Annotated in this window: 21 protein-coding genes; 18 read left to right on the forward strand and 3 right to left on the reverse strand. The window is 71.6% G+C overall.

Annotated features, from left to right (window positions below):
- Positions 1 to 33 precede the first annotated feature (33 nt).
- The 6 genes from pgsA (at position 34) to ASD90_RS12165 (ending at position 5646) form a co-directional block, all read left to right on the forward strand.
- Entirely contained in the window at positions 34 to 657 is a 624-nt protein-coding gene (gene pgsA / locus ASD90_RS12140) for a phosphatidylinositol phosphate synthase (RefSeq protein ID WP_056757602.1), read from the forward strand.
- Positions 654 to 1652: a phosphatidylinositol mannoside acyltransferase gene (locus ASD90_RS12145; protein ID WP_056756619.1), complete on the forward strand. Its 999-nt coding sequence runs from the start codon at positions 654 to 656 to the stop codon at positions 1650 to 1652. The genes pgsA and ASD90_RS12145 overlap by 4 nt, the downstream gene beginning before the upstream one ends.
- Positions 1649 to 2821 carry a glycosyltransferase family 4 protein gene (locus tag ASD90_RS12150; RefSeq protein ID WP_056756621.1) on the forward strand — a complete coding sequence of 391 codons (1173 nt, stop codon included), beginning with the start codon at positions 1649 to 1651 and terminating at the stop codon, positions 2819 to 2821. The genes ASD90_RS12145 and ASD90_RS12150 overlap by 4 nt, the downstream gene beginning before the upstream one ends.
- The gene (locus tag ASD90_RS12155) at positions 2818 to 3369 is read left to right on the forward strand and encodes a hypothetical protein (RefSeq protein ID WP_056756624.1); all 552 of its coding nucleotides are present in this window, start codon (positions 2818 to 2820) and stop codon (positions 3367 to 3369) included. The genes ASD90_RS12150 and ASD90_RS12155 overlap by 4 nt, the downstream gene beginning before the upstream one ends.
- A 102-nt stretch (positions 3370 to 3471) precedes the next feature.
- Positions 3472 to 4410, forward strand: coding sequence for a pyridoxal 5'-phosphate synthase lyase subunit PdxS (gene pdxS / locus ASD90_RS12160; RefSeq protein ID WP_056756627.1), 939 nt, complete (start codon positions 3472 to 3474; stop codon positions 4408 to 4410).
- 222 nt (positions 4411 to 4632) lie between these two features.
- Complete coding sequence (locus ASD90_RS12165) at positions 4633 to 5646, forward strand: DUF4037 domain-containing protein (protein ID WP_056756629.1); 1014 nt, start codon at positions 4633 to 4635, stop codon at positions 5644 to 5646.
- A gap of 66 nt (positions 5647 to 5712) precedes the next feature.
- Here the strand turns inward: ASD90_RS12165 and kynU are convergent, their stop codons facing one another.
- Positions 5713 to 6966: a kynureninase gene (gene kynU, locus ASD90_RS12170; protein WP_056756632.1), complete on the reverse strand. Its 1254-nt coding sequence runs from the start codon at positions 6964 to 6966 to the stop codon at positions 5713 to 5715.
- Between the two features lie 127 nt (positions 6967 to 7093).
- On the opposite strand from kynU, the gene pdxT reads away from it, so the two are divergent.
- The 10 genes from pdxT to ASD90_RS12220 all read left to right on the forward strand — a co-directional run bounded on the left by pdxT (position 7094) and on the right by ASD90_RS12220 (position 17692).
- On the forward strand, positions 7094 to 7828 hold the full coding sequence (pdxT, locus tag ASD90_RS12175) for a pyridoxal 5'-phosphate synthase glutaminase subunit PdxT (RefSeq protein WP_082588733.1): 735 nt from the start codon (positions 7094 to 7096) through the stop codon (positions 7826 to 7828).
- Complete coding sequence (locus tag ASD90_RS12180) at positions 7825 to 8586, forward strand: YebC/PmpR family DNA-binding transcriptional regulator (protein WP_056756635.1); 762 nt, start codon at positions 7825 to 7827, stop codon at positions 8584 to 8586. Before pdxT ends, ASD90_RS12180 begins: the two co-directional genes overlap by 4 nt.
- Positions 8587 to 8729: 143 nt before the next feature.
- Complete coding sequence (gene ruvC / locus ASD90_RS12185; RefSeq protein ID WP_056756638.1) at positions 8730 to 9386, forward strand: crossover junction endodeoxyribonuclease RuvC; 657 nt, start codon at positions 8730 to 8732, stop codon at positions 9384 to 9386.
- Positions 9383 to 9985 carry a Holliday junction branch migration protein RuvA gene (gene ruvA / locus ASD90_RS12190; RefSeq protein ID WP_056756641.1) on the forward strand — a complete coding sequence of 201 codons (603 nt, stop codon included), beginning with the start codon at positions 9383 to 9385 and terminating at the stop codon, positions 9983 to 9985. Before ruvC ends, ruvA begins: the two co-directional genes overlap by 4 nt.
- On the forward strand, positions 9982 to 11118 hold the full coding sequence (gene ruvB, locus ASD90_RS12195) for a Holliday junction branch migration DNA helicase RuvB (protein ID WP_056756644.1): 1137 nt from the start codon (positions 9982 to 9984) through the stop codon (positions 11116 to 11118). Before ruvA ends, ruvB begins: the two co-directional genes overlap by 4 nt.
- Positions 11119 to 11363: 245 nt before the next feature.
- Entirely contained in the window at positions 11364 to 11726 is a 363-nt protein-coding gene (yajC, locus tag ASD90_RS12200) for a preprotein translocase subunit YajC (protein WP_056756647.1), read from the forward strand.
- Between the two features lie 7 nt (positions 11727 to 11733).
- Positions 11734 to 13626, forward strand: coding sequence for a protein translocase subunit SecD (gene secD, locus ASD90_RS12205; RefSeq protein ID WP_056756649.1), 1893 nt, complete (start codon positions 11734 to 11736; stop codon positions 13624 to 13626).
- Positions 13623 to 14780 carry a protein translocase subunit SecF gene (gene secF, locus ASD90_RS12210; RefSeq protein ID WP_056756652.1) on the forward strand — a complete coding sequence of 386 codons (1158 nt, stop codon included), beginning with the start codon at positions 13623 to 13625 and terminating at the stop codon, positions 14778 to 14780. The genes secD and secF overlap by 4 nt, the downstream gene beginning before the upstream one ends.
- Positions 14781 to 14853: 73 nt before the next feature.
- Entirely contained in the window at positions 14854 to 15378 is a 525-nt protein-coding gene (locus ASD90_RS12215; protein ID WP_056756656.1) for an adenine phosphoribosyltransferase, read from the forward strand.
- Positions 15379 to 15406: 28 nt separating this feature from the next.
- Entirely contained in the window at positions 15407 to 17692 is a 2286-nt protein-coding gene (locus tag ASD90_RS12220) for a bifunctional (p)ppGpp synthetase/guanosine-3',5'-bis(diphosphate) 3'-pyrophosphohydrolase (RefSeq protein ID WP_056756660.1), read from the forward strand.
- A 96-nt stretch (positions 17693 to 17788) separates the two neighbouring features.
- On the opposite strand, the gene ASD90_RS24360 is transcribed toward ASD90_RS12220, so the two are convergent.
- A complete protein-coding gene (locus ASD90_RS24360) occupies positions 17789 to 19894 on the reverse strand; it encodes a DUF349 domain-containing protein (protein ID WP_082588685.1) in 2106 nt (701 codons plus the stop codon).
- Positions 19891 to 20733, reverse strand: coding sequence for a peptidylprolyl isomerase (locus ASD90_RS12230; RefSeq protein ID WP_056756663.1), 843 nt, complete (start codon positions 20731 to 20733; stop codon positions 19891 to 19893). The genes ASD90_RS24360 and ASD90_RS12230 overlap by 4 nt, the downstream gene beginning before the upstream one ends.
- Before the next feature lie 226 nt (positions 20734 to 20959).
- Between ASD90_RS12230 and ASD90_RS12235 the strand changes: the two genes are divergently transcribed.
- Together ASD90_RS12235 and hisS are read left to right on the forward strand one after the other, a co-directional pair.
- Positions 20960 to 21661 carry an MBL fold metallo-hydrolase gene (locus tag ASD90_RS12235; protein WP_056756666.1) on the forward strand — a complete coding sequence of 234 codons (702 nt, stop codon included), beginning with the start codon at positions 20960 to 20962 and terminating at the stop codon, positions 21659 to 21661.
- Positions 21658 to 23010, forward strand: a complete 1353-nt coding sequence (gene hisS, locus ASD90_RS12240) for a histidine--tRNA ligase (protein ID WP_056756669.1) — start codon at positions 21658 to 21660, stop codon at positions 23008 to 23010. Before ASD90_RS12235 ends, hisS begins: the two co-directional genes overlap by 4 nt.
- Positions 23011 to 23038: the final 28 nt, after the last annotated feature.

Raw genomic sequence — 23038 nt, forward strand, 5'->3', positions numbered from 1 at the left:
GCACGCCCGACCGGTCAGTACGCTGTCACCACCATGCTCAACAGACTCCTGCGCGCGTCGCTGACCAAGATCCTCGGTCCGATCGCCCACCTGTTCCTCCGCCTCGGGATCAGTCCCGACGTCGTGACGGTCGTCGGCACCCTCGGGGTCTGCGCCGGAGCGCTGGCCTTCTTCCCGCGGGGCGAGATCTGGGTCGGCGTGCTCGTCATCACGGCGTTCGTCTTCTCCGACAACGTCGACGGCATCATGGCCCGCGAGTCCGGCCGCTCCAGCAAGTGGGGCGCCTACCTCGACTCGACGCTCGATCGGATCGGTGACGCCGCGATCTTCGGCGGCCTCGTCCTCTACTACGCGGGCAAGGGCAACAACCAGCTCATGGCCGGTCTCGCCCTCAGCTGCCTCATCCTCGGCAGCGTCGTGTCCTACGCCAAGGCCCGTGCCGAGGGGCTCGGCTACACGGCGAACGTCGGCATCGCCGAGCGCGCCGACCGGCTCGTCGCGGTCCTCGCCGCGGCCTTCTTCGCCGACCTGTTCAACTCGACGGTCCTGCTCGGCGTCGTCCTGGGCCTGCTCGCGGTCGCGAGCCTCGTCACCGTGCTCCAGCGGATGCTGACGGTGCGCCGACAGGCCCTCGCCTCCGGCGAGGTGGGCGCGTGACCGACCTCGCGCGCCGGGCCACCGACACCGTCAGCGTGCTCGGCTTCAAGCTCGGCTGGTCCGTCGTACGCGCCCTCCCGGAGCGGGCGGCATACGCCCTCTTCGACCGGGTGGCCGACATCGTGGTCCGACGGGGCGGCAAGGGCATCGAGCGGCTGCGCTCGAACTACCGCCGCGTCCGCCCCGAGCTGTCCGAGGGCGACCTCGACGTCCTCGTGCGCCAGGGGATGCGCTCCTACATGCGCTACTACTGCGAGGCCTTCCGGCTCCCGTCGCTCACGCGCGCGCAGATCGACGGCGCGGTCGTCGTGCGCGGCGACGCCGAGATCCGTGAGCTGTGCGCCAGCGGCGAGGCGGGCGTCGTGTTCGTCGGCCACCTGGGCAACTTCGACCTCGCCGCCGCCTGGTCCGCCGGCAGCCTCATGCCGGTGACGACCGTCGCCGAGCGGCTCAAGCCCGAGGAGGTCTTCCAGGAGTTCGTGGCCTTCCGGCGCAGCATCGACATGGACATCATCCCGCTCACGGGCGGCGACGACCCGTTCCACGGCCTGCTCGACGCGGCCCGCGACGGCGGGCGGCTCATCGCCCTCGCCGCCGACCGCGACCTCACCAACGGCGGTGTCGAGGTCGACCTGCTCGGCCACCGCGCCCGGATGGCCAAGGGGCCGGCCGTGCTGTCGCTCATGACCGGGGCACCGCTCTACGCCGCCCGGATCTGGTACGAACCCGCCCCGCCCGGCACGGGACTCGGCGGTCACCGCACGGTCATCGAGTTCAGCGGCCGGCTCGTGCCACGGGTCGAGGGCACGACAGCCGTGCGGGCCGCCGACCTCATCCAGCAGTGCGCCGACCACGTCGCCGTCGCCATCCGCGAGCACACGTCGAGCTGGCACATGCTGCAGCGGGTCTTCGTCGACGACCTCGACGCTCCCGCGGCTCCCTCGGCCGTCGCCGCCGCGCAGCCGTCGACCCCGACGACGGGGCGCACGCCGTGAGGATCGGGATCGTCTGCCCGTACTCGTTCGACGTCCCGGGCGGGGTGCAGTTCCACGTGCGTGACCTCGCCGAGTACCTCATCGGGCAGGGCCACGACGTGTCCGTGCTCGCCCCGGCCGACAGCGAGACCGAGCTGCCCGACTACGTCACGTCTGCGGGACGGGCCACCGCCGTGCGCTACAACGGCTCCGTCGCCCGCCTCAACTTCGGCCCCGTCACGGCCTCGAAGGTCGGCAAGTGGCTCGATGCCGGCGAGTTCGACGTCCTGCACCTGCACGAGCCCGTCACGCCCAGTGTCAGCGTGCTCGCCCTCATGGCGGCCGAAGGACCGATCGTGGCCACCTTCCACACCTCGATGCTGCGGTCGCGGACGATGCAGACGGCATACCCCATCATCCGGCCGAGCCTCGAGAAGATCGCCGGGCGCATCGCCGTGAGCGAGGACGCCAGGCGCACCGTCACGACCCACGTCGGCGGCGACGCGGTCGTCATCCCCAACGGTGTCTACGTCGACCGGTTCGCGAGCGCTCCACGACGGTCCGCCTGGATCGGCACACCGGCCTCGCCGACCATCGCCTTCCTTGGGCGGATGGGCGAGCCGCGCAAGGGACTCCCCGTGCTCGCCACCGCGCTGCCCGAGATCCTTCGCTCGGTCCCGGGACTGCGGGTCCTCGTGGCCGGACCCGGTGATCCCCACGAGGTCACCGAGGGCTGGCCGCCCGAGGTCGTGGCCGCCTGCGAGTTCCTCGGCTCGGTCTCCGACGACGACAAGGCGTCCCTGCTCGCGTCCGTCGACGTCTACGTCGCGCCCAACACCGGTGGCGAGAGCTTCGGCATCATCCTCATCGAGGCCATGAGCGCCGGCGCCTGCGTGCTCGCCAGCGACCTCTCGGCCTTCTCGCGGGTGCTCGACGGCGGCAAGGCGGGTGCGATGTTCGCCAACGAGCAGCCCGACGACCTCGCCCGCACGCTCGTCGACCTGCTGCGACGCCCCGAGCGCCGCGCCGAGCTCGCCGCCGCCGGGCAGCGCCGCGCCCGGCTCTTCGACTGGTCGGTCGTCGCCGACGAGATCCTCGCCGTCTACGAGACGGTCATCGAAGGTCGTGCGGCCGCGCACCGGGAGCCGCACGGACGCTGGAACCGCTTCCTGCGTGGGGGTGCCCGGTGAGCGAGATCCTCTCGTGGGTCTTCGCGGTCCTCTTCGTCCTCGTCGTCATCGCCTGGTACCTCTCCTACACCGCGGCCCGCCTCGACCGGCTGCACGTGCGGCTGAGCGGCACGCTGGCAGCCCTCGACGCCCGGCTCGTGCGCCGGGCCGAGGCTGCCGTCGAGCTGGCCAACAGCGGTCTGCTCGACGGCGCGACGTCCCTGATCCTGGCCAACGCCGCGGCGGAGTCGCTCGAGGCGCCGTCCGAGCACGGCAACGCCCGTGAGCTGGCCGAGAACGACCTCACCGAGGCGCTCGACCTGGCCCTGACCCCTGACGCGGTCAGCTCGCTTCGCTCGACGGCGCTGGGGCAGGACGTGCTCGCGAGGCTCGCCTCGGCCTGCACCCGAGTCCAGCTCGCGCGACGGTTCCACAACGACGCCGTCACCGACGTCCGCCGGGTGCGGCGCAAGTGGACCATCCGCATGTTCCACCTCGCGGGCTACACCCCGATGCCGCACACCGTCGAGTTCAACGACGACTCGCCGGAGCACCTCGCGCTCGTGTGACCGGGCCCACGTCGGGGACGGCGGACCACGTCGTGCGCACCCCTCGCGGGGGCCTACGCTTTGAGGCGACACCGAACCCAGATCACGGGAAAGCAGGACATCGTGAGCACCACCCCGACCTCGGGCAGCACGCCCGCGGCTGACCAGCAGAGCGGCACGAGCCACACGGGCACGACGCGCGTGAAGCGCGGCATGGCCGAGATGCTCAAGGGCGGCGTCATCATGGACGTCGTCACGGCCGAGCAGGCCAGGATCGCCGAGGACGCCGGCGCCGTCGCCGTCATGGCCCTCGAGCGGGTCCCCGCCGACATCCGCGCCCAGGGCGGCGTGTCGCGCATGAGCGACCCCGACATGATCGACAGCATCATCGACGCCGTCTCGATCCCCGTCATGGCCAAGGCCCGCATCGGCCACTTCGTCGAGGCGCAGGTGCTCCAGAGCCTCGGCGTCGACTACATCGACGAGTCCGAGGTGCTGACCCCGGCCGACTACGCCAACCACATCGACAAGTGGCAGTTCACCGTGCCGTTCGTCTGCGGCGCGACCAACCTCGGCGAGGCCCTGCGCCGCATCACCGAGGGCGCGGCGATGATCCGCTCCAAGGGCGAGGCCGGCACGGGCGACGTCTCCAACGCGACGACGCACATGCGCACCCTGCGCGCCGAGATCAACCGCCTGCACTCGATGAGCCCCGACGAGCTCTACGTCGCGGCCAAGGAGCTCCAGGCGCCCTACGAGCTCGTCAAGGAGGTCGCCGAGGCCGGCAAGCTCCCCGTCGTGCTCTTCACGGCCGGTGGCATCGCGACCCCCGCCGACGCGGCGATGATGATGCAGCTGGGTGCCGAGGGTGTCTTCGTCGGCTCGGGCATCTTCAAGTCCGGCAACCCGGCCCAGCGCGCCGAGGCCATCGTCAAGGCGACGACCTTCCACGACGACCCCGACGTCATCGCCAAGGTCTCCCGCGGCCTCGGCGAGGCGATGGTCGGCATCAATGTCGACGAGATCGCCCAGCCGCACCGCCTCTCCGAGCGCGGTTGGTGACCTCCGCACCCCCAGCGACACGCTGACGTATGCCGCCGTGCCCTCCGGGCGCGGCGGCACACGTCGTCCTGGGCCCGGTCGGCCCGGCACCGCGGGCCACCCTGACCCGCGTCGCGCAGACCCGAACACACCGAGAAGGTCACAACCCACCGGCGTCGGATCCCGGTGGGTTGTGACCTGCACGGTGTGTTGCGTGGGCTCGGGGCTGGCACGATCGGGTCCGTGAGCGCTTCCGGAGCCGAGCTGTCGCGGTCCTACTTCGAGCAGGTCGTCGAACCGATCGTGCGCGGGCGCTGGCCCGGGATGCCCTGTGCCGCGGCGCGCCTCGGGAGCGGGTCCGACGTCCTCGGGCTCGACGACGCGATATCGCGCGACCACGACTGGGGGCTCCGGCTCAACCTCCTCGTCCCGGCGGAGGCGACGACCGCGGTCGACGAGCACCTGGACGCCCACCTCCCCGTGGCGTTCGCGGGACACCCGACGCGCTTCGCGACGACCTGGGACCCCGTCGCCCGACACCGGGTGCAGGTCGAGACGGCGCGCGACCTCGCCGTGTCGCGACTCGGCGTCGACCCCACCCGCGACCTCGACGTCGACGACTGGCTGTCGCTCACGGGCCAGGCCGTCCTCGAGGTCACCGGCGGCGACGTCTTCGCCGACGACGCGGGCGAGCTGGACGGCATACGGCAGCGGCTCGAGTGGTATCCCGACGACGTGTGGCGGCACGTCGTCGCGACGGACTGGGCCCGGCTGTCGCAGGAGCTGCCCTTCGTCGGCCGGACGGCGGAGCGCGGCGACGAGCTCGGCTCGCGGGTCGTGGCCGCACGGCTCACCGGCATCGTCCTGCACCTCGGCCACCTGCTGGAGCGCCGGTGGCCGCCCTACGCCAAGTGGCTGGGCACGAGCTTCGCCGGGCTGCCCCGGGCAGGGGTTGCGCTCGCGCCGCTCGTCCGGGCGCTGGCGGCTGCCGGCTGGCGGCAGCGGCAGGATGGTCTCGTCGAGGCACTGCGCCTGCTCGCCGGGGTCCAGGGCGAGGCCGGACTGCCGACCGTCCACGACCCGGTCGAGCCCTTCTGGGACCGGCCCTACCGCGGGGTGCGCGGCGCCGTGGTCGAGGTCCTCGAGGCGAGCGTCAGCGACCCGGTCGTGCGGGCGCTGCCGCGCGGTGTCGGGTCGGCCGAGCAGCGGAGCGACAACGTCGATGTGCTGACCCACCGAGGTCGACCGATCGAGTGACGGATGGTCCTGCGTCCGGTGGGGTGATCACCACACCAGAGGCAGGACCATCCGCGGCACGATGCGTCAGGTGACGGCGCCGCGCTCGGCGAACTCGGGGCGCTCGAACTCGCGCCCGTCGAGGACCTCCTTGACGTGGACCGCGGCCCGCACCGCGTCCACGTGGGTGACGTAGAGCGGTGCGAAGCCGAGCCGGATGATGTCCGGCTCGCGGAAGTCCCCGATGACACCCCGGGCGATGAGGGCCTGCACGACGGCGAACGCCTGGGGGTGGCGCAGCGACACCTGGGACCCGCGGCGCTCCGGCTCGCGGGGCGTCGCCAGCGGGAGGTCGACCCCGAGCGCGTCGAGGGCGTCGATGAACGTGCCGGTCACGGAGAGCGAAGCCGCCCGCACGTCGGCGGGGGAGAGGCCGTCGTATGCCGTGAGCGCAGCCTCGAGGGCGAGCACCGAGAGCAGCGGCGGCGTGCCGACGCGGGCCCGGGTGATGCCGGGCGCGGGCTCGTAGTCCGGACGCATCTCGAACGGTCGGGCGTGGCCCTGCCAGCCGGTCAGCGGCTGCTCGAAGTCGTCCTGGTGCCGGGTCGCGACGTAGAGGAAGGCGGGGGCGCCGGGGCCGCCGTTGAGGTACTTGTAGCCGCACCCGACCGCGAGGTCGGCGCCCCCCTCGTCGAGCTCTACCGCGATCACGCCGGCGGAGTGGCAGAGGTCCCAGCAGGCGAGGGCGCCTACCGCGTGCGCTGCCTCGGTGATGGCGACGAGGTCCCACAGCTCGCCCGTGCGGTAGTCGACGCTGGAGTAGGAGGCGAGGGCCAGGGCGTCGCCGACCTCGGCGATGGCGGCCGCGGCGTCACGGGGGTGCACCCGGCGGACCTCGAGTCCCGCCAGGGCTGCCGCCGACTCGGTCATGTAGAGGTCGGTCGGGAAGGAGTCGGGGTCGGTGAGCACCACCGTGCGGCCGGGACGCAGGCGTCCGGCCCCGACGACGGCCTTGAAGAGGTTCACCGACGTCGAGTCGGTCACGACCACCTGACCCGGGGCGGCCCCGACGAGACGGCCGACGAGGTCACCCACGCGGGTCTGCGCGCCCCACCAGTCGGCCTCGTTCCACGAACGGATGAGCCGCTCGCCCCACTGCCGGTGCATCACGTCGTCGACGACGGCCGGCACGGCGCTCGGCAGGGCGCCGAGGGAGTTGCCGTCGAGATAGATCACGCCATCGGGGAGGGTGAAGAGGTCTCGGGTGCCGTGGAGCGGCGAGGCGGCATCGGCCTGCTCGGCGCGGGCGGTCAGGGCGTCGTGGATGTGCACCGTCGTCATGGCCGCAACGTATCCGGTGGCCCAGCGCCGATGTCAGGGCCGTCTCCGCCGACGTCTCGCATCCGAGACGGTTCTCGGTGCCCGACCCGTGGCGCGACCGCCCTGGACGGCGCTCTACGCTGACCCGATGAGCACCACCAGCACCAGCACGGTCGCCGGCACGACCGCCGACCGCCTCCCCGACGGGGCCGTGGACGGCCTCACCGCGCCGCGCGTCGGCGTCCTCGCCGTCCAGGGCGACGTCCGCGAGCACCTCGCCGCCCTCGACGCGCTCGGCGCCGAGGGCGTGACCGTCCGCAGGCCGGCAGAGGTCGAGGCGATCGACGGGCTCGTCATCCCCGGCGGGGAGTCGACGGTCATGGACAAGCTCGTGCGCGCGTTCGACCTGCGCGAGCCGCTGCTGCGGCGCATCGCCGAGGGCATGCCGGTCTACGGCTCGTGCGCCGGGATGATCATGCTCGCCGACCGGATCGCCGACGGGCGCCCCGACCAGCAGACCCTCGGCGGGCTCGACATCACGGTGCGCCGCAACGCCTTCGGGCGACAGGTCGACTCCTTCGAGCAGGACCTCGACTACGCCTGGGGCGACCCGTCGACGACGGGCACCGTGCACGCCGTCTTCATCCGCGCGCCGTGGGTCGAGCAGGCCGGCCCGGGTGTCCATGTGCTCGCCCGCGTGAGCGAGGGCCCGGCCGCCGGTAGGATCGTCGCGGTCCGGCAGGGCAACCTCATGGCCACGTCCTTCCACCCCGAGGTGGGGGCCGACCGCCGGATCCACGCCGAGTTCGTCTCGATCGTCAGAGAGCACCGACTCCAGCAGTCGGGCGCACGCCAGTCACCGGAACGCGAGGACACTGCATGAGCGGCCACTCCAAATGGGCCACCACGAAGCACCAGAAGGCGGCCAAGGACGCCAAGCGCGGCAAGCTCTTCGCCAAGCTCATCAAGAACATCGAGGTCGCGGCCCGTCAGGGCGGCGCCGACCCCACGGGCAACCCGACGCTCTACGACGCCATCCAGAAGGCGAAGAAGACGTCGGTGCCCAACGACAACATCGACCGCGCGGTCAAGCGCGCATCCGGTGCCGAGGCGGGCGCCGCCGACTGGCAGACGATCATGTACGAGGGCTACGCCCCCAACGGTGTCGCGGTGCTCATCGAGTGCCTCACCGACAACCGGAACCGGGCCGCGGCCGAGGTGCGGACGGCGCTGACCCGCAACGGCGGCCAGCTCGCCGACCCGGGCTCCGTGTCCTACGTCTTCAACCGCAAGGGCGTCGTGACCGTCCTCAAGGACGCCGGCTCCGAGGACGACATCCTCGAGGTCGTGCTCGAGGCGGGCGCTGAGGAGGTCAACGACAACGGTGACACCTGGGAGATCATCTCCGAGGCCACCGACTTCGTCGCCGTCCGCAAGGCGATCCAGGACGCCGGCATCGACTACGAGTCGGCCGAGGCGTCGTTCGTCCCGAACCTCCAGGTCCCGCTCGACCTCGACGGCGCGAAGAAGATGATCCGCGTCATCGAGGCCCTCGAGGACAGCGACGACGTGCAGAACGTCTTCGCCAACGGCGACATCCCCGACGACGTGCTCGCCCAGCTCGACGACGACGAGGACTGACGGACCGGGCCCCGTGGGCCGGGTGTCGACGAGGAGGCACGCCGTGACCGGCGTGCCTCCCGTCCTTTCGGGGGAGGCCCGTTAGCGTTGTCCCGAACACCTGTTCGGATCGACCAGAGCCCCACGCCCCAGGGAGGTATGCCGTGCGCGTCCTCGCGGTCGACCCCGGGCTCACGCGGTGCGGCGTCGGCGTCGTCGACGGCGTCCCGGGACGCAAGCTCTCCCTCGTCGAGGTGGGCGTCATCCGCACCCCGTCCGGAGACCCGACTCCCAAGCGCCTCGTCGCCGTCGAGGACGAGATGCGGCAGTGGTTCGCTCGGCACCGCCCCGAGGCCGTGGCCATCGAGCGCGTCTTCGCCGACACCAACGTGTCGACCGTCATGGGCACCGCGCAGGTGACGGGGATCGTCATGATCATCGCCGAGCGACTCGGGCTGCCCGTCACGCTCCACACGCCCACCGAGGTCAAGGCGGCGGTGAGCGGGAGCGGGCGCGCCGACAAGGCACAGGTGACGACGATGGTGACCCGTCTGCTCGGGCTCGACACCCCGCCGAAGCCGGCCGACGCCGCCGACGCCCTCGCCCTCGCGATCTGCCACGTCTGGCGCGGTGGCACCCAGAGCCGGCTCGAGGAGGCACGCCTCGAGGTGCTCGCCCGCACCGGGAACCGGGGGAGCGGCATACCCCGTCGGGTCCCGCCCGGCGCCGCCCCACCCGTTCGGCGCCTGCGCGCCGCGTCCACCCAGCCGACCCGCACCGGTCAGCCCACCCGACCCCACCCTGGAGCCCAGCCCCGATGATCGCCTCGCTCTCCGGCACCGTCCTCAAGGTCGGCCTCGACTCGGTCGTGGTCGGCGTCGGGGGTGTCGGCATGCTCGTCCACACCACGCCGGCCACGGCGACGTCCGTGCGCCTCGGCCAGCCCACCGAGCTCGCCACGAGCCTCGTCGTGCGCGAGGACTCGCTGACGCTCTACGGCTTCGCCACCGACGACGAGAAGCACGTCTTCGAGACGGTCCAGACCGTCTCCGGCGTCGGACCCCGACTCGCCCTGGCCGTGCTCGCCGTCCACTCGCCCGACGCCGTCCGCGTCGCGCTGGGCACCGGCGACCTCGTCGCCCTCACCAAGGTCCCCGGCATCGGCAAGAAGGGCGCCGAGCGGATGGTCCTCGAGCTCAAGGACAAGCTCGGCGCGCTGCCCGGCTCGGCCGGGCACTCCGACCCGGTCCACCTCGACACCGGTGAGGCGTGGCGCGAGCAGGTCCGTGAGGCCCTCGTCGGCCTCGGCTGGACCGCGAGACAGGCTGACGACGCGCTCGACAAGGTCGCGCCCCTCGCCGCCGACGGCGCCGGCGTCTCGGCGCTGCTGCGCGCGGCCCTGCAGGAGCTCGGCCGATGAGCGTGGACCGCTCCTGGGAGCTCGACACCGGCCCCGAGCCGGACGTCTGGGACGACGGGTCGTTCGACGCGACCGCCCGCATCGTCGACGCTGTCGGCGACACCGACGAGCGGCAGGTCGAGGCCGCCCTGCGACCCAAGCGACTCGACGACTTCCCCGGACAGACCCGCGTCCGGGACCAGCTCGGGCTCGTGCTCAAGGCGGCCAAGCGTCGCGGCACGCCGCCCGACCACGTGCTGCTCTCGGGTCCTCCCGGGCTCGGCAAGACCACGCTCGCGATGATCGTCGCCGGGGAGCTGGAGCAGCCCATCCGCATCACCTCGGGGCCGGCCATCCAGCACGCCGGCGACCTCGCGTCGGTGCTCTCCTCGCTCGCCGAGGGAGAGGTGCTCTTCCTCGACGAGATCCACCGGATGTCGCGCTCGGCCGAGGAGATGCTCTACCTCGCCATGGAGGACTTCCGGGTCGACGTCATCATCGGCAAGGGGCCCGGCGCGACCGCGATCCCGCTCGAGCTGCCGCCGTTCACCGTGGTCGGCGCCACCACCCGTGCCGGGCTGCTGCCGGCGCCGCTGCGCGACCGCTTCGGCTTCACCGGCCACCTCGACTACTACGCCGCCGCCGACCTCGTCACGATCCTGCACCGCTCGGCCCGGCTGCTCGGCCTGGACGCCGACGAGGACGGCATCCGCGAGATCGCGTTGCGGTCCCGCGGCACCCCCCGCATCGCCAACCGGCTGCTGCGCCGGGTCCGCGACTGGGCCCAGGTGCACGGCGAGGACCGGGTCACCCACTCCGCCGCCCGGCAGGCGCTCGAGCTCTTCGACGTCGACGAGCGTGGGCTCGACCGTCTCGACCGGGCCGTGCTGGAGGCCCTCTGCCGACGCTTCAACGGGGGCCCGGTGGGGCTCTCGACCCTGGCCGTGGCCGTCGGCGAGGAGCCCGACACCGTCGAGACGGTCGCCGAGCCCTACCTCGTGCGGGAGGGCTTCATGGTGCGCACCCCGCGCGGCCGGGCCGCCTCCAGCCTCGCCTGGGAGCACCTCGGTCTGACTCCTCCGCACGACTCGCAGGCCCTGTGGACCGCGACGCTGCCGATCGACGAGGCAGGGGGCGCTCGGTTCGACGCCTGAGGGCCGTTCCCCCGACCGCCGTCGGGAGGACTCGAACTGCGGCCGAAACGTGACCGGCGCACGCGGCGGGACCATTCCATCTGGTCTGACAAACTGCATCGGCGCACGTAGACTCCTGCGGGCACCATCGCCGCTGCCGCGGCACCATCCGGTGCTCCCGGTCGTTGACGCGACAGCCGACCCGATCGACGGGTCGTGGCGCGCGTGCGCGCTGACCGGACGAAGACACGAAGGACTGAGCTGACATGAACAACAACGGGGCCCTCTCGTTGCTGATTTTCGCCCTGCCCCTGCTGCTGCTGGGCTGGCTGTTCTTTTCCCAGAACAAGCGGATGAAGCAGATGCGTGAATTCAGCTCGTCACTCGACGTCGGCGACGAGGTCGTCACCTCCTCTGGCATGTTCGGCACGGTCAAGCACCTCGACGACAGCAGCGCCTGGCTCGAGATCGCCGAGGGCACGACCGTGCGGTTCGACCGGCGCGCCGTCGCGATGAAGCAGACCGACACGGCAGCCGCCGACGCGGCAGCCCCCGGTTCGCCCGCGCACGACGCCCCCGTCGACGACGCCCCGGGTGCGACCCCGGGCTCCCAGCAGAACGGTCAGTGAGGCTTTCGTGGCACGCAGCTCCACCAAGAAGTCGGCGAGACGGAGCCTCCTGGCGCTCTTCGTCGTCATCCTCGCGCTCGGCGGTCTCGCCGCCGGCCTGACGAAGTGGGCCGACGGGGCCATGACCCCCCGCCTCGGCCTCGACCTCGAGGGCGGCACGGAGCTCGTGCTCCAGCCCCAGCTCACCGGCACCGAGACCATCAGCGAGGGTCAGGTCAACCGCGCGGTCGACATCATCCGCCAGCGCATCGACGCCAACGGCGTCTCCGAGGCCGAGATCACCACGCAGGGCGGCCGCAGCATCGTCGTGTCGATCCCCGGCCAGCCGACGGCCGAGCAGCTCGACGCGCTGAAGAAGCCTTCGCAGCTGCGCTTCCGCGCCGTCTACGTGCAGGCGCTCGACCCCAACGCCAGCCAGGCCAACCCGAGCGGCACGCCGACGGGGACGGTCACCCCGTCGGGCACCGCCACCGGGACCGGCACGCCGAAGGCGACGAGCACCGCGACGCCCTCGACCTCTGCCACCGCCCAGAACGGCGTCGTCCCCGACGCGCTCCGTGCGGCCACGACGCCGGCCACTCCCACCGGGACGGCGACCACGCCGTCCGGCACCGCGACGACACCGGCGCCGGCGGCCACCGAGACTCCCGCGCCGACGGCCGCACAGACCGAGGCCGCCATCAAGACGCAGGTCAGCACGGGCCTCGTCGGGCTCGGTTGGGACAAGGCCAAGGCCGACACGGCCGCCGCCAAGGTCGCCAAGGAGTACACCGCGCTCAACTGCTCCACGCCCGGCGCGGTCGACAAGGTCCAGGACGACCCGACCCAGCCCATCGCCACCTGTGGCGAGGACCGCGTCACGAAGTACGTCCTCGGCCCGAGCGAGATCGACGGCAGCGAGATCGCCGACGCGACGAGCGGCTACCAGCCCGGACCGAACGGCCAGCCGACCTCCATCGTCGAGGTCGCCCTGTCCTTCAAGGACGCCGGCAAGGCCAAGTTCGCGGCCGTGACGAAGCGCCTCTACGGCCTGCAGTCGCAGCCTCCGCTCGACCAGTTCGCCGTCGTGCTCGACAAGGCCGTCATCACGGCGCCGCAGGCACGCGCCGTCATCACCGACGGTCGGGCCTCGATCACCGGGTCCTTCACCATCGACTCGGCCAAGCAGCTCGCCGAGCAGCTGAAGTTCGGTGCGCTGCCGATCTCGTTCGCTCTGCAGACGCAGGACAACATCACGCCCCAGCTCGGTGAGGAGCAGCTGCGCATCGGTCTGCTCGCCGGCTTCATCGGCCTGCTGCTCGTCGTCATCTACTCGCTCCTGCAGTACCGAGCCCTCGGCCTCGTGACTGTCGCGTCGCTTCTCGTGGCCTCGATCCTGACCTATCTCGCGGTGACGGTGCTGGGCACGACCCACGGCTTCCGACTGACGATGGCCGGTGTCACGGGTCTCATCGTCGCCATCGGTGTCACCGCAGACAGCTTCATCGTCTACTTCGAGCGCATCCGCGACGAGGTCCGCGACGGGCGTCCGCTCGTCGCAGCGGTCGAGACGGGCTGGAAGCGGGCCCGGCGCACGATCATCGCGGCCGACGGCGTCAACTTCATCGCCGCCGCCGTCCTCTACTTCCTTGCCTCGAGCAACGTCCGTGGGTTCGCCTTCACGCTCGGCCTGACGACCCTCATCGACCTGGTCGTCGTCATCCTCTTCACGCACCCGACCGTGCAGCTGCTGGCCCGCACGGAGTTCTTCGGTGGAGGGCACAAGTGGTCCGGCCTCGACCCGCAGCGCCTCGGCGCCAAGGACGTGGCGCGCTACCGGGGACGCGGCCAGTTCGGTGCCCCCCGCCCGCCCGCCACCGTGGGCTCGGCACGTCTCGCCGAGGGGAAGGCCCAGGCATGATCAACTTCGCTCAGTTCGGCAACGACCTCTACACGGGCAAGCGCTCGATCGAGTTCATCAAGCGCCAGAAGACGTGGTACGCCCTGTCGGCCGTGCTCATCGCCCTCGCCCTGGTCGGCATCTTCGTCAAGGGCCTCAACTTCGGCATCGAGTTCAGCGGTGGCTCGGAGTTCCGCGTCCAGGGCGTCTCGAACAGCCAGGGCTACGAGGAGAAGGCCCAGAACGCCATCTCGGAGGCCGGCATCGGCGGCAACGTCATCTCGACGATCGTCGGCCAGGACACCGTGCGTGTGCAGTCCGAGGCTGCCTCGGAGCTCACCGACGAGGCGCGGACCGCCCTGGCCCAGCAGTTCGGTGTCGACGAGGGGGCCGTCAGCGCCTCGCTCATCGGCCCGAGCTGGGGACAGTCGGTCAGCCAGCAGGCGATCCGGGGCCTCGTCGTCTTCCTCATCCTCGTGACGATCGTCATGGCGCTCTACTTCCGCACGTGGAAGATGGCCGTCGCAGGTCTCGTGGCCCTGGTGCACGACCTCGTCATCACGGTCGGCATCTACGCCCTCTTCGGGTTCGAGATCACGCCGTCGTCGATGATCGGCTTCCTGACGATCCTCGGATACTCCCTCTACGACACGGTCGTCGTCTTCGACAAGGTCCGGGAGAACACCGCCGACGCGTTCCGCACGAAGCGCATGACCTACTCGGCGGCGGCCAACCTCGCCGTCAACCAGACGCTCGTCCGCTCGATCAACACGACCGTCGTCGCGCTGCTGCCCATCGCTGCCGTCCTCTTCGTCGGCTTCACGCTGCTCGGCCCGGGCACGCTGCTCGACCTGTCACTCGCCCTGTTCATCGGCATCTCGGTCGGCGCCTACTCGTCGATCTTCATCGCGACGCCGCTCCTCGTCGACCTGCGCCGCAACGAGCCCGCCGTCCATGACCTCGACAAGTACGTCGCCCGCCACGCGGCCAAGCACGGTGTCCCCGCCACGCAGGGCGGCGCCGAGCCGGCCTACGTCGGCGCCGACGCCACGGGCGCGGCGGCCGACGCGACCGACTCCGCAGTGGGCGTCGACGGCGCGCCTCGTCCGGTGCACAAGTACGCCCAGGCCGGCCCGCGCAACCAGCCCAAGCGCGCACCGAAGTCGCGGCGCTGAGCGCGGGGCCGCGTGCGCGGCCCCGCACCGTCGCGATCCACCCACCGCACGATCGAGCACCCCAGGAGACGGCGTGAGCCAGATCAGTGACCTCGTCGCGAGCAAGCTGCGCGACATCCCGGACTTCCCCAAGCCCGGGGTCGTCTTCAAGGACTTCACCCCGCTCATCGCCGACGGCGCCGCCCTGGGTGAGCTCGTCCGGGACATCGCCCAGCGGTATGCCGGTCAGGTCGACGTCGTCGTCGGCATCGAGGCCCGCGGCTTCATCCTCGGCGCGGCCGTCGCCTACGAGCTCGGCCTCGGCATGGTCCCGGTGCGCAAGGCCGGCAAGCTGCCGGGGGAGACCCTCAAGGAGTCCTACGCGCTCGAGTACGGCACGGCCGAGATCGAGGTGCACACCGACGCCTTCGAGCCCGGCCAGCGCGTGCTCGTCCTCGACGACGTGCTCGCCACGGGCGGCACCGCCGAGGCGTGCGCGCAGCTCGTCGAGCGGGCCGGGGCCACGGTCGCCGCGATCGAGGTCGTCCTCGAGCTGGCCTTCCTCGAGGGACGCAGCCGGCTCGCGGACCGGCCGGTCAACGCCATCCTCACCGTGTGAACACAGAGGGACCGCCTAGACTCTCTTCATGAGCGAGGACGTCCGCAACGAGCTGTCCACCCCGTCGCGGGTGCGCGCCCGTTTCGCACGGTTCGGGGCCACCCGGCCGGCGGGCAACCCCGTGCTCGAGCCGCTCATGACGGCCGTGCGCCAGAACCACCCGAAGGCCGACCTCTCGGTCATCGAGCGGGCGTACGCCGTGGCCGAGAGCGCGCACGAGGGCCAGATGCGCAAGAGCGGTGACGCGTACATCACGCACCCGCTCGCGGTGACGACGATCCTCGCCGAGCTCGGCATGACGCCGCCCACGCTCGCGGCCGCGCTGCTGCACGACACCGTCGAGGACACGGCATACGGCCTCGACGAGCTGCGCCACGACTTCGGTGACGAGATCGCGATGCTCGTCGACGGCGTCACCAAGCTCGACAAGGTGACCTACGGCGAGGCCGCCCAGGCCGAGACGGTCCGCAAGATGGTCATCGCGATGGCGCGCGACATCCGCGTCCTCGTCATCAAGCTCGCCGACCGCCTGCACAACGCGCGCACGTGGCGCTACGTCAGCCCCGAGTCGGCCAAGCGCAAGGCCAACGAGACGCTCGAGATCTACGCCCCGCTCGCGCACCGGCTCGGCATGAACACCATCAAGTGGGAGCTCGAGGACCTCTCGTTCGCGACGCTCTACCCCAAGGTCTACGACGAGATCGTGCGCCTCGTCGCCGAGCGCGCCCCGGCTCGCGAGGAGTACCTCGCCGGCGTGCGCACCCAGGTCACCGAGGACCTCACGGCCGCCAAGATCAAGGCGGTCGTCACGGGTCGGCCCAAGCACTATTACTCCGTGTACCAGAAGATGATCGTCCGGGGCCGCGACTTCGAGGAGATCTACGACCTCGTCGCCGTCCGGGTGCTCGTCGACACGGTGCGTGACTGCTACGCGGCGCTGGGTGCCCTCCACTCGCGCTGGAACCCGGTCCCCGGCCGGTTCAAGGACTACATCGCGATGCCGAAGTTCAACATGTACCAGTCGCTGCACACCACGGTCATCGGCCCGCAGGGCAAGCCGGTCGAGATCCAGATCCGCACGCACACGATGCACCGGCGTGCCGAGTACGGCGTCGCAGCGCACTGGAAGTACAAGGACCAGAGCAACGGCGGCGGCCCCGCGCGTCCCGGCGAGATCACCCCCCAGAACGACATGGCCTGGCTGCGGCAGCTGCTCGACTGGCAGCGCGAGACCGAGGACCCCGGCGAGTTCCTCGACTCCCTGCGCTTCGAGATGGGCAGCAGCGAGGTCTACGTCTTCACCCCGAAGGGCTCGGTCGTCGCGCTGCCGATGGGCGGCACCCCGGTCGACTTCGCGTACGCCGTGCACACCGAGGTCGGGCACCACTGCATCGGCGCGCGCGTCAACGGCCGCCTCGTGCCGCTCGAGTCGACCCTCGAGAACGGCGACGTCGTCGAGGTGCTCACGAGCAAGGCCGACGGCGCCGGACCCTCGCGGGACTGGCTCCAGTTCGTCAAGAGCCCTCGCGCGCGCAACAAGATCAAGCAGTGGTTCTCCAAGGAGCGACGCGAGGAGGCCATCGAGGCCGGCAAGGACTCGATCGCCAAGGCCCTGCGCAAGCAGAACCTCCCGCTCCAGCGGCTCATGAGCCACGAGTCGATGACCGCCGTCGCGACCGACCTGCGCTACCAGGACATCGAGGCGCTCTATGCCGCGGTGGGTGAGGGGCACGTCTCCGCGCAGCACGTGGTGGGCAAGGTCGTCGCCTCGATGGGCGGGGTCGATGGCGCCACCGAGGACCTCGCCGAGGCCACGGTCCCGACCCGGTCCGCCAGTCGGCGCAAGCCCGGCGACCCGGGCGTCGTCGTCGTCGGCACGGCCGACGTGTGGGTCAAGCTCGCCAAGTGCTGCACCCCGGTCCCCGGCGACCCGATCATCGGCTTCGTGACGCGCGGCAACGGCGTGTCGGTGCACCGCGTCGACTGCACCAACGCCGACCAGCTGACGGCCAACCCCGAGCGGCTCATCGACGTCGAGTGGGCGCCGAGCTCGGCCAGCGTCTTCCTCGTGCAGCTGCAGGTCGAGGCGCTCGACCGCAACCGCCTCCTCAGCGACGTGACCCGCGTCCTGTCGGACCAGCACGTCAACATCCTGTCCGCTTCGGTGCAGACCTCCCGCGACCGGGTGGCCATCTCCCGCTTCACCTTCGAGATGGGTGACCCCGCGCACCTCGACCACGTCATCAAGGCCGTCCGCAAGATCGACGGCGTCTTCGACGTCTACCGCGTCAACGGCGGCAAGTCGACGATGTAGCCGTCGAGCACCTGCTCCTGTCGACAGGAGCACGCGAAAGGGCCCACCCGACGAGCGCGCTTGTCGGGTGGGCCCTTTCGTGGGTGGCTGCCGCGATCAGCCGCCGAACTCGGCGACGCCGGCGCGCGCCTGGTCGAGCCAGACCTGACGGGCGTCGAGCGCCTCGCGGGCCTTCTTGATCCTGCTCGCGCTACCGGACGCCTCTGCCTTGGCCAGGTCGTCCTCGAGATCGGCGACGGCCCGCTCGAGCTGGTCGACCATGGCCCGGGCTCGGGCTGCGACCTCCGGGTTGCTCGACTTCCACCTGCGGTCCTCGGCGTCGCGCACCGTCTGCTCGACGCGGCGCATGGCCTTCTCGACACGCTCCATGTCGGACCGCGGGACCTTGCCGGCGGCATCCCACTTGTCCTGGACGACGCGCAGCTGGGCCTTGGCCTTCTCGAGGTCGGTGACGGGCAGGATCGCCTCGGCCTCGACGAGGAGGGCCTCCTTGACGGTCAGGTTGCCGCGGTACTGCTCCTCCTCGGCGGCGACGACCTCGTCCTTGGCCGCGAAGAAGCTGTCCTGGGCCGCCTTGAAGCGCGCCCACAGCTTGTCGTCGTCGGACCGGCTGGCCCGGCCCGCACGACGCCACTCGTCCATGAGCCGCTTGAACGCACCGGCGGTGGCGGCCCAGTCGGTGCTCGTCGCCAGGCTCTCGGCGTCGGCCACGAGCCGCTCCTTGGCGCTCTTGGCGTCGGCGTGCTGGGCGTCGAGCCCCGCGAAGTGGCTGCGGCGCGCCTTGTCGAAGCCGTTGCGCGCGCTGCTGAAGCGCTGCCACAGGCTCGACTCCGTCTCGCGGTCGAGACGCGTGGCCGAGCGCTGGTGCGCCTTCCACTCGTCGAGCAGCTCGCGCATGCGAGCGCCGCTGCTCTTCCACTGGATCCGGTTCTCGGGCTGGCCCGCGATCGACTCGGCCTCGGCCACGATCTTCTCGCGCTCGGCGGTGGCGGCCGCGCGCGCCTCCGCGCGGTGCTGCTGCTCGACGTTGCGCTTGGCGGCGAGCCCGGACTGGATCTCGTCGAGCTTGGCGGCGAGGGCGTCGAGGTCGCCCACGACGGTCGCGTCCTTGACCTGCGCCGCGAGGGTCTTGAGGCCCTCGGCGACGTCCTTGGACGGGACCTCCGGCTGGGAGAGGCGCTGCTCGAGGAGCACGGCCGAGGCGAAGAGCTCGTCGTACTTGCGTGCGAAGTAGGTCAGCGCCTCCTGGTCGCTGGCGCCGGGGTAGGAGCCGACCTCCTGCTCGCCGCCGTCCTTGGTGCGGACGAAGACCGTTCCGTTCTCGTCGACGCGTCCGAAGGCCGCCGAGGCGGAGTGGTCGGTCGTGATCGGCGCCGGGGCCGCGGGTGTCACCGTGGGATGGGGCACGGCCTTGGCGAGTGCCGCCGGCGTGGGGATCGCCGAGGGCTTGGGGACGTTGGCCGGCGACGGCGTGGCCGGCGCGGCGGGCGCGGCGGGCGCGGTGTCGGTCGTCTCGCCGGACTCGACGCTGCTGACCGACGCCACGGCGTCGGCGGTGTCGGCTGCCGCTGCCTCCGGCTCGACGCCCTCCACGGCGACGGGCTCGGTCGCGGCCGGCTCGGCGGCCTCGGGCTCGGAGACCGGGGCCGGGGCCTCTGCCTCGGCGGGCGCGACTGCGGGAACGGCGGACTCGGGCTCGGTCGTGTCGGCGGCGGTCTCGGCGACTGGCTCGGCAACTGGCTCGGAAACGGGCTCGGTCGCGTCGGCGACTGGCTCAGCGAGTGGCTCGGCGACTGGCTCGGCGACTGGCTCGGCGACTGGCTCGGCGACTGGCTCGGCGACTGGCTCTGCAACGGGCTCGTCGGCGCTCTCCACCGTGTCAGCGGACTCCGTGGCCTGCACCGAGGCGACCACGTCAGCCGTCTCGGCCGCCGCGGGCTCCTCCGGGGTCTCGGTGGTCTCCGACGCCTCTGCTGGCGCGGGCTCCTCCGGGGTCTCAGTGGTCTCCGACGCCTCTGCTGGCGCGGGCTCCTCGACGGCCTCGACGGCCTCGACGGCCTCGACGGCCTCGACGGCCTCGACGGCCTCGACGGCCTCGACGGCCTCGGCGTTCTCGACGGCCGGTACGACCGCGGCCTCGTCCTGGGTGTCCGTCGCGGGGGCGGTGGTGTCGTCCGGCTCGGGCTGCTTGATGTCGGTCATGCCTTCTTCTCCGTCACGCTGACGCTGAGGATGCTGATCGGGGAGACGGGGGTTCCGTCCGTCGGGCTGGGGGGCAGGGCCTTGTTCGCGGCAATCTTCTCGACGATGTCGAGGCCCTTGGTCACCTTCCCGAAGATCGTGTAGCCACCGCCGTCGGTGGGCAACTGGGTTTCCTTGTAGGTGATGAAGAACTGGCCGCCGTTGCTGTTCGGGTCCGAGGTGCGGGCCATGGCGAGCACGCCGGTGGCGTACTTCCCGTCCTTCGGCGCGTTCTCGATGCCGAAGGTGTAGCCCGGGCCGCCCTGGCCGGTGCCCGTGGGGTCGCCGCACTGGAGCACGTAGATGCCCTCCGTGGTGACGCGGTGGCAGGGGCTCGGGGCCCAGAATCCGGTCTTGGCCAGGTTGATGAACGACGCGACCGTCTGCGGGGCCTTGGTCCCGTCGAGCTCGAAGGTGAGGTCGCCGCACGTCGTCTTGACGGTGGCGACGAAGGTCTTGCCGGCAGCGGTGGCCTTGGCCGGGACCTCCTTCTGCTGCTTCGGGGTGGTCTGGTTGGCCGGGGGAGCGGTGCAGCCTGCCGCGAGCTTCTGACCTGCGGCGAGCCCGCCCGAGCTCGTCGGGGTGCTCGCGGGCGTCGTCGACCCGGCCGCGGGCGTAGCCGCGTCGGAGCTGCCGACGAACTTCGGCACGACGATGACGGCCGCGATGACGAGGATGACCGCGAGGATCACACCGAAGACCTGCTTGTCGCGCGTCGAGTCGCTCACCGGCGGCTTGGCGCTCTTCTGCTGCTCCTCGTGGCGGCGGCGCGCACGTGCGCGTTCCTGCTCTTTGGTCACGAACCTCTCCTCGTACGGGCCGCATGGGCTGTCCCCGGGCGTTCGGTCATTTTATGGAACGACTGCGGTGCGCACGCAGCGGGACGGGTCACGAGTCCGTGACATCTCCCCTTCGACGCGCGGATTTGCGTTCGGAAGCCCCCCGAACGGCATACCGGAGGAGTCCCGCCCACCTCGGAGAGCGTATGCCGCCTGCCCCGGCCACCGGCGTCGCTAGGCTCCCAGCGTGCTGACCATTGCCTTCCCGGCCCGGGCGTTCGACACCAACTGCTACGTCCTCGCCATCGGCGCGGGGGAGGAGTGCGTCATCGTCGACCCCGGCATCGGGGTCGAGGAGAGGCTGCGCGAGGTGCTGACGGAGCACCGGCTGCGACCGGCGGCGGTGCTGCTGACGCACGGCCACGTCGACCACGTCTACTCCGTCACGCCGGTCTGCGGGTCCGACACGGCGGCCTACATCCACGCCGACGACCGCTACCGGCTCCACGACCTGCTCGGGCGCACCAACCCGGGACTCATCGCGATGCTCGAGCAGCAGTTCGGCACGGCGGCGAGCTGGACCGAGCCGACGAACGTCGTCGAGATCACCGACGGCACCCGTCTGACGCTCGCCGGCATGGACGTCGACGTGCTCCACGCACCCGGGCACACCGAGGGATCGGTCATGTTCGGCATCGACCGGGTGCCCGACGGCATCCGTGACCAGGTGGACGTCGACCGCACGATGGTGACGGGCGACGTCCTGTTCGCCGGGTCGGTCGGCCGCACCGACCTGCCCGGCGGTGACCCGGCCGCGATGCAGCGCAGCCTGCGCGACGTCGTGCTGCCGCTCCCCGACACGACGCTCGTGCTCCCGGGCCACTACCAGGCCACGACGATGGCCCACGAGCGCGCCACCAACCCCTACCTGAAAGACTTGCCCGCGTGAGCACCCCGCAGCCCAAGGCCGGCAAGGTCCTGCCGATCAGCGGCTTCCCCGAGTACCTCCCGTCCGAGCGCATCGTCGAGCAGCGCTTCCTCGACGTCATCCGCGAGACGTTCGAGCTGCACGGCTTCGCGTCCGTCGAGACGCGCTCGATCGAGCCGATCGAGCGGCTCAGCGCGCAGGGCGAGGACGCCGACAAGGAGATCTACGCCGTGTCGCGCCTCGCCGGCGGCAGCGACGAGGACGCCCGGTGGGGACTGCACTTCGACATGACCGTGCCGTTCGCGCGGTACGTGCTCGAGAACGCCGGCAAGCTCTCCTTCCCGTTCCGCCGCTACCAGATCCAGAAGGCGTGGCGCGGTGAGCGGCCTCAGGAGGGGCGCTACCGGGAGTTCACCCAGGCCGACATCGACGTCGTCGACGTGGGGCAGCTCTCTCCGCACTTCGAGGCCGAGATGCCGCTCGTCATCGCCGACGTCTTCAGCAGGTTCCCGGTGGGCGAGTTCGTCATCCAGGTCAACGACCGGAAGATCCCGAACGGCTTCTACCAGGGCATCGGCATCACCGACGTCATCGGGACGCTGCGCATCGTCGACAAGCTCGACAAGATCGGCCCCGAGAAGGTCGCGGCGCTGCTCGTCGAGTCGGGCACGACGCCCGAGCAGGCCGACCAGTGCCTCGCGCTCGCCGCGATCCGCTCGACGGACCTCGGTTTCGTCGGGCAGGTCCGCGCGCTCGGTGTCGAGCACCCGCTCCTCGACGAGGGCCTCGAGTCGCTCGCGGCCGTCATCCGCACGGGCATGGCGCACGCCCCCGGCAGGGTCGTCGCCGACCTGCGCATCGCCCGCGGTCTCGACTACTACACGGGCACCGTCTACGAGACCCAGTTCGTCGGCCACGAGTCCTGGGGCTCCTTCTGCTCCGGCGGCCGCTACGACGCCCTCGCCAGCGACGGGAAGAACACCTACCCCGGGGTCGGCATCTCCATCGGCGTGACGCGGATCCTGGGCCTGCTCATCGGCCGCGGGCTCGTCACCGCCTCGCGCTCCACGCCCGCCGCGGTGCTCGTGGCCCTGACCGACGACGAGTCGCGCGAGGGTGCGGTCGGCGTCGCGACGGCCCTGCGCCGGCGCGGGATCGCGTGCGAGGTGGCTCCCTCGGCGGCGCGCTTCGGCAAGCAGATCCGCTACGCCGAGCGTCGGGGGATCCCCTATGTCTGGTTCCCCGGCGCCGGGGAGTCGGGCGACGAGGTCAAGGACATCCGCTCGGGTGAGCAGGTCGCGGCCTCGGCCGACTCCTGGAACCCGCCGGCCGACGACCTCGACCCGCGGGTGACGCGCACCGACGCCTGACACCGCACCAGGCCCGGCCACGCGCTCA

Source organism: Terrabacter sp. Root181 (genome assembly GCF_001428505.1).
Taxonomy (GTDB): Bacteria; Actinomycetota; Actinomycetes; order Actinomycetales; family Dermatophilaceae; genus Terrabacter.